Here is a 15820-nt window from a genome sequence, read left to right on the forward strand (position 1 = left end):
AAGTTATACCATTAACGCTTGAATTGATGCATTTCGGCATCAAAATCTCTCACAAACTGTTGCCAGGTGAAGCGCTTAACACGTTTAGCACCGGCTAACCCCAACGCTTCAGCATGTGCAGCATCGGCGGCCAGTTTCGCAATGCCCGTTGCAAAATCAGCCGGCTCACCTTCTACCAGGTAGCCTGTCTCACCATCAGCAACAACTTCTTTCGGCCCCCCTTTGTTTACAGCAACAACGGGCTTCCCTCGACTCATTGCTTCCATGGGCGTTAATCCCAGGTCTTCGTTAAACGCCGTAAACAGGGTTGCATAACAGTTAGAATAAAGCGCCTGCATTTCCTGATCGGAAGGACCTATAACAAACTCAATGTTGTCATATCCCTCAGCCAGCTTCTGTAGACTCTCATAATAAGGTTGGCTCTTGTTATCCACCATACCGGCAATTACCAGTCGATAGCTCGAGTCGACGTCATCACAAAACCGTTTAAACGCTTCGATACCCAGCTCAATATTCTTCGTCCACATGATTCGGCCTGGCAGGAAAAAATAAGGTTCGCGCTGCGGGCACACCTGAATATGCTGTTCGTCAATACCAGGGTAATAAATGACAATGTCGTCGGGTTTACACAAGTTGGCCGCTAACACACGCTCTTCTACGGCCTTACTGATACAAATCACTTTGTTGTATTGCTTCCAGCACCACTTATCAACTAGTTTGTAACCCCACTCCATCAGATGGGCCATCCACTGCTTTTGAGCATGTTTTTGTAAATGGCGTTTACGGTACTCTAAATCGTAAACCGCCCTTAGCGGGGTAAAACACAAGTTAACAGTTGGAATACTGCGATTCCTGAACTGCAAAAAAGAACCTAGCCCGTCACAACAAATCACCAGTACATCAAAATCTTCCAGTGGTAATTTGGTTGATGCAATTGTTTTTCCGGCAGACAAAACAGCACCATAGCTGCGTTCCACCGAGACCGGGTTTATCTCAACTATATAATGATCAGCCAATTCGGGATACGTACCCTGCTTATCATAATGGCTGGTGAAAACCGTAATCTCGTGCTCCGACAATTTAAAAATTTCTAAAATTGTCCTTTCCAGACCACTCTTTAAATATACCCAGGGGTGATAAATGGCGATTTTCACGTTACTAATCCATTTTCTGACATCATTGATTGTTTAACTTGTTGATATACAGCCAGCAAATCATCGGTGTGAGACTGCCAGTTGTATGTCAGCGCGGTTTCTCGGTTTTTTTGACCGTCGCGTTTCATCCGCTCCGGATCGTTTATTAATTGTTGAATAGCCTCTGCAATCGCCTGACTATCCGTCGCATCCACTTTGATTCCTGCGAAAGGTAGTTCACTGCTCGACACAATCGCACATCCGGAAGCCATTGCTTCTGCGACAGCAAGGCCAAACGTTTCAACGCGTGTTGGAAACACAAAAATGGCTGCACGAGAGAGCAAATCAGCCATTGCTAATCGGTTGGTGAACGGTTCAAAGCGTACATTGGGCAAGTCGTTTAGTTCAGCCATGGCCGTGTGACTACCCCAGCCGGTAATAACGAACTCAACCTGTGGTAAAGAGCGGGCTGCGGTAATTACCTGCTGTAAACCTTTACGCGGGTTTAACTTACCGGCAAACATGACAAAGGACTTGTCACCCGGCGTATAGTCTTCAAGACTAATACCAGGCTCGATCACAACTGATTCAGCAGTTGAAATCCCCATTGACTCAGCATAGCGCTGCGAAAAGTCACTGATATAAATATCTTTGGCAGCAGGCATGGTGACAAGCTTTCGCTCAAACCATTCAAACAAGCGCCCAACAACCGGCCCCTTCATAGTTCGCCACTCTTTACCAAATAACGCCAACATCATTTTGACCAATGGTATATTCAGAGTTGAAGCTACTCGGGTGGCCGGAATAACAGAGTGATAGGTAAACGCCTGAATAACGTCAGCATCATGGCAATATGGGAGCAATACAGACGCTCTCAGATTAAAAGCGTAAACACTGCAGGGTATTCGGATTGTTTTTATGCCGTCAAACGCAGTTTGTTCAGGGTCGCCTGTGGTTAACACCGTAATGCGGATCCCCCGAGCCTGAAGGTGTTTGGCCATTTGATGTACCACATATTCGCCGCCTCCCGCGTAATCGGGCGGGAATCGCTCATGGATCATCACGACATGCTTTACCATCGTCATAGCAACACGCTTCTGTAACGGAGTGTGCCGGTTACCAACGCGTACCAGGTAAATAAGCTACGCGGCAACCCCGCACCAATGCGGATAACCCTTAACATTGGATTTGGCATAGCGCTTCCACTTTTATAACGCTGAACAAGATAGGGCGTACACAACAATAACAACCAGAAGAAACCACTTAATGAAGCAATAACGCCAAGCATGAACAATTGAAAATACGCGGTCTCTGCGGTTAAAAAATAACGGTGCCACATAAAGTCTCGAAGCTCTGGGTGCCTCTCCATGAGGTAGGGTAAATGTTTAAAGAACAAAGGCTCCTTCAACCATTTCCAGAAAGAAACATGGAAAACATGGTGATACACAGTGGCTGTATCCTGAAAAACTGCGTCGAACCCGGCTTTACGAACTTTCCAACCTAAGTCAGTGTCCTCACCGTAGAACTTGTCCATAAACTCTGCAGAAAACCCATCTACAGCGTCGAATGCCGCCTTACTGTAAAATATGTTACAAGTTTCAAAGAATATCGACTCACCGGTAATGCTCACTGTCTTTTCCAGAAAGCGGCGTTGATGGGCTGGGTTGGGCAGCGTCCTGCCTTGCACTAAGCCTACCGGTTTAGCCCCTTCCGACGTTTGAAAACCTTTTACTCCATTTGCTATCCAGTCGGGCTCGGCAATACAGTCATCATCGATAAATGCAATGATGTCCCCCTTCGCATGCGTACCGCCATGGTGTCTGGACGGCGTTGGCGTATTATTGTGTTTTTTAACGTACTGCAAGGGTACTGGCGATGTCGATTGCCATTGTTTTACCGCTTCCTCGGTGCCATCGTCAGAATAATTATGTACCACAACAATTTCGAAACTCGCGGGATCGTAGGTCTGTGCATACAGAGATTGAAGCAGTTGCTCGAGTAATGCTTTGCGCCCGTGAGTCGGAACGACAATGGTGACAAAGGGAGACGTGCTGGTCATGCAGGTTCTCCCAGCGCCATGCCTCTATAGTGCTGTAAATACTGTAAGCCTAATTGTTCCCAACTAAATGCTGCAGCACGATGTTTACAGGCACGTTCTGTGTCACTATTGATGCCTGAAATAGCCGATAAAATCGCAGTTTCAAGGCCGGTTTGATTGGTTGCCAGCCCCTCTTCTATATCAGGTTCAAAAAGCGTTCCTACCGCAGAAGAATCAATAATGTCCGGAATACCAGCATGGTTGCAGCCTACCACCGGGGTGCCTTGCGCCAATGACTCAACGACAACCAGCCCAAAGGCTTCCCAAACAGCGGGCAACACGGTCACCGTTGCGTTGGCATATAATGCCGGCAAGTCCTCGACCTGCCCGCGTCCCAAAAACAGAATATCGGCCTGATGTGCATGCACGTCAGGCTGCTGCATAATCGCCTGCCTGCTGGCATCGCTGATATTCCCAGAATAGGTCAACGTTGCCTGAGGGTAGACTTGTTTTACCTTCACAAACGCACGCGCCAGCAGCGCAGCACCTTTACGGGGTTCATTACAATCCCCAACAAACAACAATGACACGGGTGAGGTATTGGCAGTTTCTGAGCTCCTATCGACAACGGGTTCGCAGAACACCGGCGGCGGCAATATGAACGAACTACAATCGAAGTCCTGACTCAGTTGTTGCTGAGCAAACGTAGATAACACCCATACTTCATCTGCGTGTTTAAGCGTTTGCGCAAAAAACCAGGCATCCAGCGGCACCGCTCTGAAGTAGCGTTTCGTGGGGATCCCCACGGCATGAAATACAATTTTATACGGCAAACCATAGCGACGCCTCGCCACTATCGCGGCATAAGCGTCAAAATAGTTAAGGCAATGAACGACATCGGCCTTCGTGTGCTTTAGGCGAGAGCTCAAGGCAAAAGCAAAATAATGGCAATCATTCCACTGCCGGAAGCGACTATGCCATTTACCTGCAATCGTATGATGGGTCACATCGCCGTCTTGCCATACCCGCTCATCCGGTGCCATAGAGTAGGTCTCAACCTGAGCCCCTTTCCCGCTAAGGTAAACAGCAAGATCATTAAGTATACGCTCTGAGCCTCTTCGCACATGTGGCCATCGGTAAGGGTTTGTGATTGCAACGACCCCGTTGTTCATATTAAACCCTGTCATCCGCTTTAGAGGTAGGCGCGGTACTTTCCGCCCCTTCTAACTCAACCGGGCGGCGCCGCTGACCATTCAATGGTGTAGGGGGTAACCAGCGCTTTTCGCCGAGTGAAAAAATAGCGTCGTCATCCACTTTACGCAAAGCCTGGATATGTTTCCGTTGCGACCATGTGGTAGGCAACTGCAGGATGTTCCAACCCAATGCAGACAGCTTCGCAAGACGGTAAGGTTTTACAACTAAATCGATAAGACTGAAAGACAAATACAAAAACAGCCGCGCCAACAAGGCCGGAGCCTGGGCATTCTGAATTAACGAGGCCAAACGATTTTTACAATAATGCCGGACGATTATGCCATTTGCTTCACCTGGTTGAGCCTGCACTTTATGATAAGCATGTAGCTCGGGGTGAACCCACACACTGTAACCAGCGATATTCAATTTCCAACCAATATCTGAGTCTTCATAACCATAAAAATAGCGTTCGTCGAACGCCCCAACCTGTTCAAGCGCATCGGCATTGACCAGCATGGCAGAACAATTAATCCAGATGCGTTGCTCGGGCTCAGTCAGTGTGTCGATACTGACGTTTTCACACAAATCCCAGGCGAAACCAAAAAAGCCGATGTCGCCACCAAAGGCATTTACACGCTGTCGGTCGAAATCATAGATCACTGCACCGCCAACACCGGTAGCGTCAGGGCGCGCCTGCATAAACTGTAATGCGGTGGCTATCCAGTCCTGCTTTAAATTAACGTCGCTGTCTAAAAACAAGACTTTAGGCGCTTTGCGATTAGCTAACCCTAAATTTCTAGCACTGGCCGGCCCATTCGGTGGCTTTACAAAATAGCGGATAGGAATTTCAGTATGCTCAGCCATAGACGCCACCATGCCAGCGGTATTATCAACAGAACTGTTGTCCACAACGATAATCTCGAACTGCCGGGTGGTTTGCTCAAGCAAATGTGACAGTGTTTGCTTGAGTTCCGCTTCCCGGTTATACGTTGGGATGATGACCGACACCGCTAATTGCGTCTCCATACGCGTTCCCATCTCCTGACTACGGCTTAAAGACCAGTTTGGTAATACTCATCGGGGCAAAGCTTATTTCAACGGACTGTCCATCTCCACCATTGGTCGGCGTCACCGTTTTTTGCTCTCGGGAAACACGAATTTCCTTGTCGGCGCCTTTGTTAAAACGCGCCATATTGACCTGCTTGGCCCAATCTAAACCAGGAATACTAGGCAATTGCGTGCCTGTATTTGCATCCAGAGAGTCAGCTGTCATGACCGTCATGTCGTAAGCCCCATAGCTGGTCCTGCTGCGTACATTCAGTGTCGTGGTCACCGGCGAGGAGAAGTGCTTATTTACCACCATAACAATCAATTTTCCGTCTTTTTCAACGGAAGTAACATCGAGATACGGCACGCGTTTTACGGCATCAATGACACCAATAGAACGTGATGCAAAACTGTCGACGTCAACCTTGGTGTCAACCACTGAACCGTTAATCACCTCAGCATACATATCAAACGCGATCATTGGCGCAGTAGGTACAAATTTACCATCGCGATTGCCTAACCAGCCCATAAATCCCATGTCGGTCAATTTAAACGCATTGGCAATTTCAACCCGGGGCTGACGAAGGAAGGTATTCATAGTGGCCCCCACGAAGAGAGAAGAGCCAAAGGTTTTAATATGGTCAACCCACTTACTGCTGGGTAATACATGGAAAAAAGGCCCCCACTCTGTAATGGCGACACCAATTTTCTTGTTTGGTTTGTCGTAGTTTGCCAGCAATTTGTCCAGCGACTGAATATTCGCTTCTATATTTAATGGTGCAGCCAGCATCGCTTTGTATACTTCTTTGGGATCAGCGTTTTCTCCACCGCCCATTAATACCGGCGCGTAGGCATTGTGCACAGCAAAAAAGTCAACATCATCACCTACTCTATTAAGAATGGTTTTACTCCAGTTGTCTGACTTTATGAATCGGTAACTGCCGTAGTTTAGCCCGCCAATTGCACCCAACTTTATTGAAGGGTCGACAGCTTTCATTGCAGACGCAAACGCCTTGTAACGGTTGGCATATTCCTTGGCACTGATCTCTGCACCAGATAAATCGCCATCCATATACAGCTCGTTACCAATCTCCCATAGGGATACATTTTGCTTTTTCTTATTGTTTAAATAATCAACCCAATCAGCTGCCATTTTGGGCGTGCCGTGACCGGCGTTCACAGTTATAAGTAAGTCGGCCCCCGTCTGTTTACTCAGATACACCAATTCATCGGTGCCGAAAAAGTGCTGAGACTTTGGCCCGTCGGGATAATGAAGGGCTGCCGGCCGGCTTTTTTGTGGGCCTACGCCGTCCTGCCAATTGTAGTAGTCTGAGAAAACACCACCTGGGAAACGGTACAGCGTAAACGCCGAGGATTTGATCTCACTGACGGCTTGCTTATCAACACTGTTCGACGCGGTAGACCATAAGCCCTGACCGTTATTGATCCACTCAATATTGGTACCGAATAACGACCTCGGCACTTTTCTGATTATGTTGTTGGTGTTAATGGTTACAGACGCTGATAAAGGACCGGTACTTTCGGCTTCTTTACTCACTGCGCTTCCTGAACCGGTAAGCTTGATGTCGTCAAAGTAAGCATGCCCCGACGTAGTGTTGGTAATGGCGTAAACAATGATATTCTTGGCATGAGGGGCAACCGTTAAATTTGCCTCATGTGCCACCAATTTACCCTGAGAGTCTGTTTGCTTGAATTGGATAAAATCAAAGCCATCACCGTCGCCCAGCACGTGAACACCCACTATTGCCAATGCGTTATCATCTGCACCGACCAGCGCTGTTACTTTTACGGTTTGCCCGGCAAACTGGCTGGCGTCAAGCATTTGACCTGCGCCCAGAAGATCACTGCCGGTGTTTTGTGCGTTTGGTGTTAAACGAAGTACATTGCCATTGCCGGTTTTAAGCGTTGTGAGGTCAATCGTGCCCTTACCCTGTACTTTTTGATCAATATGCCAAAGCGCCGGGCTACCGTTGACGGCTTGTTCAAATCCCGTATTTTGTAATGCTACCGGCAGTCCGGCACTGGACTCACCACAGCTGGCAACCAATAATGCAGCAGCTAAAGCTGAGGTACGTGTTAGTACTTTACATTGCTTCCAGTGTTTCATTCTGCCTCTCAGTTATCCCGTTTCAGGACAAATTTTAAGTCTTTAAAGAACTAAAGTGCGATAGCGCACACTGCCGTAAATTAGTGCGCCGCACATGACGTAATTTCGAACCGTATTGAGTACTAATCTTCCCAACGCCATACCGACAGCTTTTGGCGCTAGCGTTTTGGCTTTTAGCGCTGCAACGACAATAGCTGCTGCGGGCAACCATAAAAGCAGCGTTGGGCTAACAATAAGCACTGCGATCATTAACACAGCTAACGCGTAATAAATAACACTCGGGGGATAGAAAAATACGTTGCCAGCCAAAAGCTTACTTCTTAGCGCTGGATGCATTTTAATTAAGGCCGGGAGTAAAAATAACCGCAACGGTTCAAGTAACCACTCTCCCGGTGGTAAGTGCTGTACTTCGTGATATACAACAGCTTTGGGCATGAACTGGTAAGGACCCCCGCTATCCCTGACACGCCAGGCTAAATCCGTGTCTGCAGCTTCAACCGACTGACCGCAAATATTTGGGAACGATAGCGTTTCATCAAACCCACCATGCGAGAGAAACACGTCACGTCGATAAAATGAATTGGCGGTAGGATAAGTAGGGTGTTCTTCCAGTGCTACCACGGTTTTCCGGGAGAAAAAGCCCATTTCACTAAGTTGCTCTGGCTTAAAGTCGATCACACCAGTCGCCATTGACAGTGCCGCATATTGTGTAAATACATCAGCAGCCGCACTCAACCAATCCACATCCGGACGACAATCACTGTCTAAAAATGCAATGATCTGCCCTTTTGCTTCCCTGACACCCAAATTTCTTGCCGGTGCAGGTCCTCGCTCACAATCCGGATTTTTAATCACATTAAGCGCGTACGGATAATCTTCGCTTTCTGCACTTAGCGATTCAAATGTGCCGTCTGTCGAGCCGTTGTCAACCACAACGACTTCAAACTCGCTGGCAGGCAACGTTTGCGCGGCTAAGCCACGCAATGCATCCCTTAACAGCTCTAGTCGATTACGGGTTGGAATAACAACCGAAAATAACATGGTTTCGCTAACCCCAATTGATTAACCTTGCTGTTGAAAATACTGTTTGTACCATTCTACTGTTTCAGTTAACGCCTGCTCCAGCGTGTAGGATGGAGACCAACCCAGTACTTCTTTCGCCTTGCTATTACTCAGGTATTGATGCGGTATTTCACCTTTTGCTTCATTCAGAATCACCGGTTCAAGGTGGGTCTTACCGGCAATTTTTAAGATTTGCTCTGTAATCTGAAGCGGATTCAATTGCAATTCAGCGCTGTAGTTAAATGCATGGCCGTGAATCTCGTCATTTTCCATCGCTTCAGCCAGAATCAGATAGAAATTCACAATGTCCTTAACGTATACATAATCACGGATAAACGTGCCATCACTTCGAATTATTGGGTTTTCGTCGTGTAACACAGAACGAATGGTACCGGGCACAATCCGGTTAAAGTTCAAATCTCCACCGCCGAAGAAGTTGCCACAACGCGTGATAGTAACAGGTGTTTTGTACGTGTTGTGATACGTCTGGGAAATGAGGTCGGTGCAGCTTTTTGATACATCGTAAGGGTGCATGCCCTGCAGCGGCATTGATTCATCGTATGGCAGTACAGGCTGTTCGCCATAGGCTTTATCACTGGACGCCACCAGAACACGTTTTACGGTATTTACCTGACGACAAGCTTCCAGCACATTCCATGTCCCTTTGATATTTGCCTCGAAAGTTGACACTGGATTGCGATTCGCAACGCCTACAATGGGTTGTGCGCCCAAGTGAAACACGGTATCGACTTCGTATTCGTTAATAGCCCGTACAATAGTGTCATAATCTTCTAAGCGACCAAACACGGCGTGTTCCGGTGCAGTGTCACCAATCAACAAGTCTTTTTTACTGCTGCTGACATCACGAATTAGCCCTACGGTATTGGCGCCCATGGCGTTGAGCTCTTTCATTACCCAGCCACCCAGGAAACCTGTACAACCGGTTACAAATACGTTTCTATTTTCCCAAAATGATTTTGTAATCATGATCTGTTCCTATAAAAATCAATCTCCTGCAAGTTAGCAGGAAGATTCAAGTTCCTCGTGATGATAAAACGAAACGTTGTGGTGACCGCTTTGGAATAAGTCGATATTGCCAACACGCCCTTGTTCTATCATTTCTTCCAGTTCTTTTTGATCTTTCTGGGTGTCCATTGATTTAAAGAAACCGTCATGCTTGTAGCAAAACAACTTGCCTTGTTCGGTCAGTTTCGGCAATACCTGCTGCTCCAGGTTAGTCCCGTCCCACTCATTGAAAATGGCTTTCTCCATAACGAAGAAACCGGCATTAATCCAATGGCTTTTTAACCGTGGCTTTTCGATAAACCCGTTTACACATCCGGATTCGTCGGTTTCTACTGTGCCATATTGGGACTGCAGGGGGACACTGGTCAAGGTAGCAAGTCCATCATGTGAATCATGGAATTCAATGATCTTATTTACTTCAACATCACAGATACCGTCACCATACGTAGCCAGGAACTTATCGCGTAACAGGTGACGACAATTATAAATACGGCCAGCCGTATCTGTATCCTCACCAGTGTCGACAATCTTGATGTCCCATTCGTAGTCTTTATTCGAAAAGTAGTCCAGGATAACTTCTTTGCGATGTCCAACCGACACAATGAATTCATTGTGTCCTTGCGAGGCAAACAGACGCATTATTTGAACCAGCATAGGCTTGCCACAAACGGGCATCATGGGTTTTGGCAGATATTCGGTAAATGGGTACGCCCTGGTTCCCTTACCGCCGGCGAGTATGACCACTTGCATTACGTTCTCCTGTTTTCCTTTTAACGCTAATTTAACGGTTAATTTCTGCTACATAATTGATTTATAGTACGCGATGGTCTTCTCCAGACCATCGTTAAGCGGCACCTCTGGCTGCCATCCCAACATCGATTTCGCCCTTGAGATATCGGGTTGGCGCTGCATGGGATCGTCTTGCGGTAACGGCTTATAAATAATGTCTGGTGAATTAGGAATTTTGCTTCTTACCAACTCGGCTAACTCTTTAATGGTAAATTCAACCGGGTTGCCCAGATTCACAGGGCCAGTCACATCCGGTGTGTTCATGAAACGCATCAACGCTTCTACTAAATCGTCAACAAAACAAAACGAGCGTGTTTGGCCACCATCGCCATATAAAGTTAAAGGCTCACCCCGTAATGCCTGAGCAATAAAATTCGACACCACACGCCCGTCATCAACGGCCATGCGTGGACCATAGGTATTGAAAATACGCGCAACACGAATATCCACGTTGTGTTGTCGGTGATAATCAAAACACAGCGTTTCAGCACAACGTTTGCCTTCGTCGTAACAAGCGCGAGGCCCAATGGGATTCACGTTTCCCCAATAGGCTTCAACTTGTGGATGTTGGCTCGGATCCCCATACACTTCGCTGGTAGAGGCCTGCAATAGGGTCGCGCCAACTCGCTTTGCCAACCCCAGCATATTTATTGCACCGTGCACGGCAGTTTTGACTGTTTGAACCGGATCGTACTGGTAATGAATCGGTGACGCCGGACAGGCCAGGTTATAAATTTGGTCGACCTCAACATAGAGCGGAAACGTTACATCGTGTCGCAAAATTTCGAAGTTTTCTAACCCCATCAGCTGGCGCACATTTCGCTTATTACCGGTATAGAAATTATCAACACAAAGGACGTCATGCCCTTCTTTTACTAACCGATCACACAAGTGGGAACCAATAAAGCCCGCACCACCCGTAACCATAATTCTCAGTTGCTTTTGTGGCATAGTCACTCTCCGCGCTCCATATCACCGCTATCAGTAAAGGCAGTTTGCAAAATTTCCTGATTGCTACGCCTCATACATCCACCTCAACGTATCTTCCATTGTGTACTTGAACACGTTGCCAACCTGGCTTATTAGCTTTTGATTACTTCCAAATAGCTGCTTAATCTCATTTTTACGTACAAACCTGGGATCGACATTTACCTGCAAACTGTGTCCAGATATTCGAGATAACATATTAATAATGTCTGAAATTGAGCAGGCATTACCGCTACAAATATTGACCGTAGAAGATGCTTCACCACTCTCAAGTAAACGCAGGTAAGCTGAACACACATCGCGGACATCTGAAAAATCACGAGCGACGTCCAGGTTGCCAAGAGACAACTCAGGTGCCTTCTGCTTAAACGCTTCGACAATTTTTGGTACCAAAAAGTGTGAAGCCTGCCCTCTGCCGGTGTAATTGAACGGTCGGACTATTTGAATAGGCAGGTCCTTCATTCTCAGGCCAACAGCTTTTTCCATCGCTTCTTTGGATATGCCGTAATCGTTAACGGGTGCAGTTGGGCATGATTCGTCGATAGGCATACTTTCCGGTGTGCCATACACAATGCCGCTACTGGAAAGTAAAACTTTTTGGGGTTTTGAGTTGCATTCTAGTAATGCTTGTAGCAGGTTCAGCGTGCCGACTAAGTTTGTTTTATATAATTCAGAGATGTTGTCGTGTTGTACAAAAGTGACTGCACCAAGGTGCACGACATACTGAAAATCAATAGAAGACAGGCGATGCGTAAGTTGATAGAGATCAGTTAGATCAGCTTCAATGTAAGGACACAAGTCGAAACCTGAATCCCTTACTAAACCTATACAATTATAACCATTATCCATGGCTCTGCGGATGAAATGACGACCCGTAAAGCCCAGAGCTCCCGTAACCAGAATCGTTTTCATATTAATATTTGAATATATTCACAGTTGAAGTATTCCCTTACTACCAGTAGCGATATTTATGCTTTCTCAAAGCTCTCTTGACGCATTTACAACGCTAAACTTGGGTGCTGAATTTGATTGGCAATGACTTATTATTATCTGATGACTAATTAATCTACAGGTTACAGGAATTGTTCATAATGACAACACGTTCTGTTCATAATTGCGTCAATTTTTTGGCTGGTAAGATATGTTGGAAATGAGGCTATTTGACATGCCAAAAATCAAATGTATGGCACTATGAAAGTGGCTAAGCGACATGTCTGTAAAGTAAAAAAAGCGTTCATTCAAATAGTTAACAAAATTTACGTCTGATGATTCATCAGAGGGAAACAATTAGTAATGTGCAAGCAAACTTTGAAAGTAATGTAAGAAAGTTCGTGTAAGGAGAGTTGTAGACGCATTGCCATGGTAGTTGTCCATTGCCAATCAACAGACATAAAAAAACCGGCAAAAGCCGGTTCTTTTATATTTGGCGGAGAGAGAGGGATTCGAACCCTCGATACGCTATAAACGTATACACACTTTCCAGGCGTGCGCCTTCAGCCACTCAGCCATCTCTCCAAATTGTTAACAAACACAGTTGTTTGCGACAGCCTGGCAACTGAGTACCAAACCGCTAAATTCTTTCAGCGCGCGTATAGTAGGGAAAGCTGTGTTGTGAATCAAGAACTACCCGTAAAAAACTCACTAACCGCACACTTAATAAGCGTTTACGCAGATTTTTTTGCTTTCAACTGCGCAGAAAAGTCGAGCATACGATTCAATGGAATTAACGCTTTTTCCCTTAACGCTGCATCGACGAAAATCTCGTGCTCCACCGGTGTGTCAGAAGACAGCGACTGGTAAATCGCTTCAAGGCCATTCATTGCCATCCAGGGGCAATGAGCGCAACTCTTACATGTCGCCCCGTTACCCGCCGTTGGTGCTTCAATAAAACGCTTCTCAGGCATGAGCTGCTGCATTTTATAGAAGATGCCCTTGTCGGTAGCCACGATAAACGTTTGGTTCGGCATATCTTGCGCAGCCTGGATAAGCTGACTGGTTGAGCCAACCGCATCAGCCATATCTACAACACTGGCTGGCGACTCTGGGTGAACCAGGACGGCCGCGTCCGGATATAACGCCTTCATGTCGTTCAATGCTTGTGATGAAAACTCATCATGCACTATACACTCGCCCTGCCACATCAGCATGTCAGCGCCGGTTTTCTTTGCAATGTAACTACCCAGGTGACGATCCGGGCCCCAAATAATAGGTTTGCCCAGACTATCCAGGTGTTCAACAATTTCTAAAGCAATGCTAGATGTAACCACCCAGTCTGCGCGCGCTTTTACTGCGGCAGAAGTATTCGCATAAACAACCACGGTATGATCCGGGTGCGCATCACAAAACGCAGAAAATTCTTCGATTGGGCAACCTAAATCCAGCGAACAAGTGGCTTCCATCGTCGGCATAAGCACTTGCTTTTCAGGGCTAAGGATTTTTGCGGTTTCCCCCATAAATTTAACCCCGGCTACCAGCAAGGTTTGCTGGTCGGCATCCCGACCGAATCTCGCCATTTCCAGCGAGTCAGCAACACAGCCACCCGTTTCCTCGGCAAGTGCCTGAATTTCCGGATCGGTATAATAGTGAGCCACCATAACGGCGTTTTTTTCCACCAATAGCGCTTTAATTTTGTTTTTGAGTTCTTGCTTACGCACATCACTCAACACAGCAGGCTTGGCTGGAAATGGATTGTCTATTTGCTCAATACGATACGCTAACGTCATGGATTCTTTTACCTACACGGGATTAACGGTCAATCGGGCGCCGATTATACCTGAGTGTCACAAAAATTTCATATAGAAAGCACGCTTGCTGATTAAACTGAATTATGCGTGTCATACAGGGCTTATATGAGGGCTGAGAGACAATAAAACAATTATGAGCACATACTAATGAAAGTCATAGTAATCGCCGTAGAATCGCGTAGAGGCGTTATTGGTAAATATTCTCATGACAAACCGCATCGCTTATTTGAATCCAGCGCGGGAGGCGGTGTTATGTTCTTGGATTTTTGATTTGGGAAATCAGTTAACGTCGTGGGCTGTGCTAACGCGTGTTCATAGTGCTTTGTTCACATCGAACAGCTTCACGGATTTAAGTTTAGCTTTGGGAAATATGTATTTTGGAATTTGGTTCTTGAGCAGAGAATGTAATTTGAAGTGGTGGGTCGTGCTGGATTCGAACCAGCGACCAATTGATTAAAAGTCAACTGCTCTACCAACTGAGCTAACGACCCTCTTCAAATTGGGACAATCGATTTAGGATGGTGGGTCGTGCTGGATTCGAACCAGCGACCAATTGATTAAAAGTCAACTGCTCTACCAACTGAGCTAACGACCCATCGATTATCGCTGTCACCTTGTCTTGGCGACGGGCGCATATAATACTTATTTCCGGCGTGTGTGCAACCTTAAAAATGCTTTTATTTTCACTTTTCTGGCAAAAAAAGTTTAAACGCTCAAAAACAAAACAAATCGCACAAACTTTAGTCCCAAAAATGCGCTTTATCAAATAACCGCTCGCACATTTCTGGTTTACCCCCATTTATCGACTGGCAATAAAAAAAGGAGCCACCTGGCTCCTTTTTTACAAATTAATGTGAAAAAGTGATCACAAACGCGCTTCAGCTAATTTTCTGGCTGACGAATTTGGATAATCATTAATCACTTGTTGGAACAATTGCTTAGCTTTTGCAACGTCACCTGTTTTTTCCGCAATCACACCAAGCTTGAGTAATGCATCAGGACGTTTTGCTGAGTCGCTAAACTTATTCGCTACAACATCAAATTGTGCAGCCGCGTTTTGCCATTGTTGTTTATTAAACAACAACTGACCTAACCAATAGTGTGCATTAGGCGCATAACTACTGTCAGGAAAACGAGCAATGAATGCCTGAAACTCAGGAATGGCCTTATCATATTCTCTGGATTTGAGAATTAAGTTAACCGCTTTCTCATAAGCTTCAGATTCTGACAAGCCCGACATAGCCGGCGTGGTCGTTGCAGTGGTTGTGGAGGCCTGTGTTGGCGTGTTAGTAGCCGGTATAGTAACAGAACCACCCGCCCCGGCAGGTACAACAGCTGTTTCTTTCAGGGCTTCGACACGCTTGTCGATTTCCAGATACAGTTCCCGTTGACGATCCAGTACTTTTTGTAACTGGTTGGTATGGACCTCTACCGCACCGCGCAACTCATCTAATTCCAACTGCATATTGTCGATTTGCTGCTGGAGACGATGTTGCATTTCGGCTCTGTTCTTTACCTGTCTTTCAAGTACGGTCAGACGCGACTCAATGTCACTGTCGCCAACAGAATATACTGGCGCGCCATCTGACTGGCCGTGAGCGACCGGCAGACACAGCAAAGCCGTTGTTGCAACAACAACGGCTTTCAACACGTTACCTTTACGGTTCGTCAT

Annotated in this window: 13 protein-coding genes and 3 tRNA genes; all 16 read right to left on the bottom strand. The window is 46.4% G+C overall.

What is annotated here, in order from left to right:
- Nucleotides 1-11 precede the first annotated feature (11 nt).
- Nucleotides 12-1154, bottom strand: a complete 1143-nt coding sequence (locus BUB81_RS19230; protein WP_073324989.1) for a glycosyltransferase family 4 protein — start codon at nt 1152-1154, stop codon at nt 12-14.
- Nucleotides 1151-2218: a glycosyltransferase family 4 protein gene (locus BUB81_RS19235; protein ID WP_073324990.1), complete on the bottom strand. Its 1068-nt coding sequence runs from the start codon at nt 2216-2218 to the stop codon at nt 1151-1153. The genes BUB81_RS19230 and BUB81_RS19235 overlap by 4 nt, the downstream gene beginning before the upstream one ends.
- A complete protein-coding gene (locus tag BUB81_RS19240; protein WP_073324991.1) occupies nt 2215-3192 on the bottom strand; it encodes a glycosyltransferase family 2 protein in 978 nt (325 codons plus the stop codon). The genes BUB81_RS19235 and BUB81_RS19240 overlap by 4 nt, the downstream gene beginning before the upstream one ends.
- Nucleotides 3189-4343, bottom strand: coding sequence for a glycosyltransferase family 4 protein (locus tag BUB81_RS19245; RefSeq protein WP_073324992.1), 1155 nt, complete (start codon nt 4341-4343; stop codon nt 3189-3191). The genes BUB81_RS19240 and BUB81_RS19245 overlap by 4 nt, the downstream gene beginning before the upstream one ends.
- Before the next feature lies 1 nt (nt 4344).
- The gene (locus BUB81_RS19250; RefSeq protein WP_073324993.1) at nt 4345-5391 is read right to left on the bottom strand and encodes a glycosyltransferase family 2 protein; all 1047 of its coding nucleotides are present in this window, start codon (nt 5389-5391) and stop codon (nt 4345-4347) included.
- A gap of 19 nt (nt 5392-5410) precedes the next feature.
- Nucleotides 5411-7540 (bottom strand): hypothetical protein, encoded by a 2130-nt coding sequence (locus BUB81_RS19255; RefSeq protein WP_073324994.1) that lies wholly within the window; start codon nt 7538-7540, stop codon nt 5411-5413.
- Between the two features lie 42 nt (nt 7541-7582).
- On the bottom strand, nt 7583-8581 hold the full coding sequence (locus BUB81_RS19260; protein WP_073324995.1) for a glycosyltransferase family 2 protein: 999 nt from the start codon (nt 8579-8581) through the stop codon (nt 7583-7585).
- A 21-nt stretch (nt 8582-8602) separates the two neighbouring features.
- Nucleotides 8603-9589: a GDP-mannose 4,6-dehydratase gene (locus BUB81_RS19265; protein WP_073324996.1), complete on the bottom strand. Its 987-nt coding sequence runs from the start codon at nt 9587-9589 to the stop codon at nt 8603-8605.
- Nucleotides 9590-9622: 33 nt separating this feature from the next.
- The gene (locus BUB81_RS19270; RefSeq protein WP_073324997.1) at nt 9623-10378 is read right to left on the bottom strand and encodes a nucleotidyltransferase family protein; all 756 of its coding nucleotides are present in this window, start codon (nt 10376-10378) and stop codon (nt 9623-9625) included.
- A 48-nt stretch (nt 10379-10426) separates the two neighbouring features.
- Nucleotides 10427-11368, bottom strand: coding sequence for a UDP-glucuronic acid decarboxylase family protein (locus BUB81_RS19275; RefSeq protein WP_073324998.1), 942 nt, complete (start codon nt 11366-11368; stop codon nt 10427-10429).
- Between the two features lie 63 nt (nt 11369-11431).
- Nucleotides 11432-12316, bottom strand: a complete 885-nt coding sequence (locus BUB81_RS19280) for an NAD-dependent epimerase/dehydratase family protein (protein WP_073324999.1) — start codon at nt 12314-12316, stop codon at nt 11432-11434.
- Between the two features lie 512 nt (nt 12317-12828).
- Nucleotides 12829-12919, bottom strand: a tRNA-Ser gene (locus BUB81_RS19285).
- A 149-nt stretch (nt 12920-13068) separates the two neighbouring features.
- Nucleotides 13069-14127, bottom strand: coding sequence for a quinolinate synthase NadA (nadA, locus tag BUB81_RS19290; protein ID WP_073325000.1), 1059 nt, complete (start codon nt 14125-14127; stop codon nt 13069-13071).
- A 436-nt stretch (nt 14128-14563) separates the two neighbouring features.
- A tRNA-Lys gene (locus tag BUB81_RS19295) sits at nt 14564-14639 on the bottom strand.
- Between the two features lie 28 nt (nt 14640-14667).
- Nucleotides 14668-14743 (bottom strand) — tRNA-Lys (locus tag BUB81_RS19300).
- A 270-nt stretch (nt 14744-15013) separates the two neighbouring features.
- The gene (gene ybgF, locus BUB81_RS19305; protein ID WP_073325001.1) at nt 15014-15820 is read right to left on the bottom strand and encodes a tol-pal system protein YbgF; all 807 of its coding nucleotides are present in this window, start codon (nt 15818-15820) and stop codon (nt 15014-15016) included.

Source organism: Marisediminitalea aggregata, assembly GCF_900129565.1.
Taxonomy (GTDB): Bacteria; Pseudomonadota; Gammaproteobacteria; order Enterobacterales; family Alteromonadaceae; genus Alteromonas; species Alteromonas aggregata.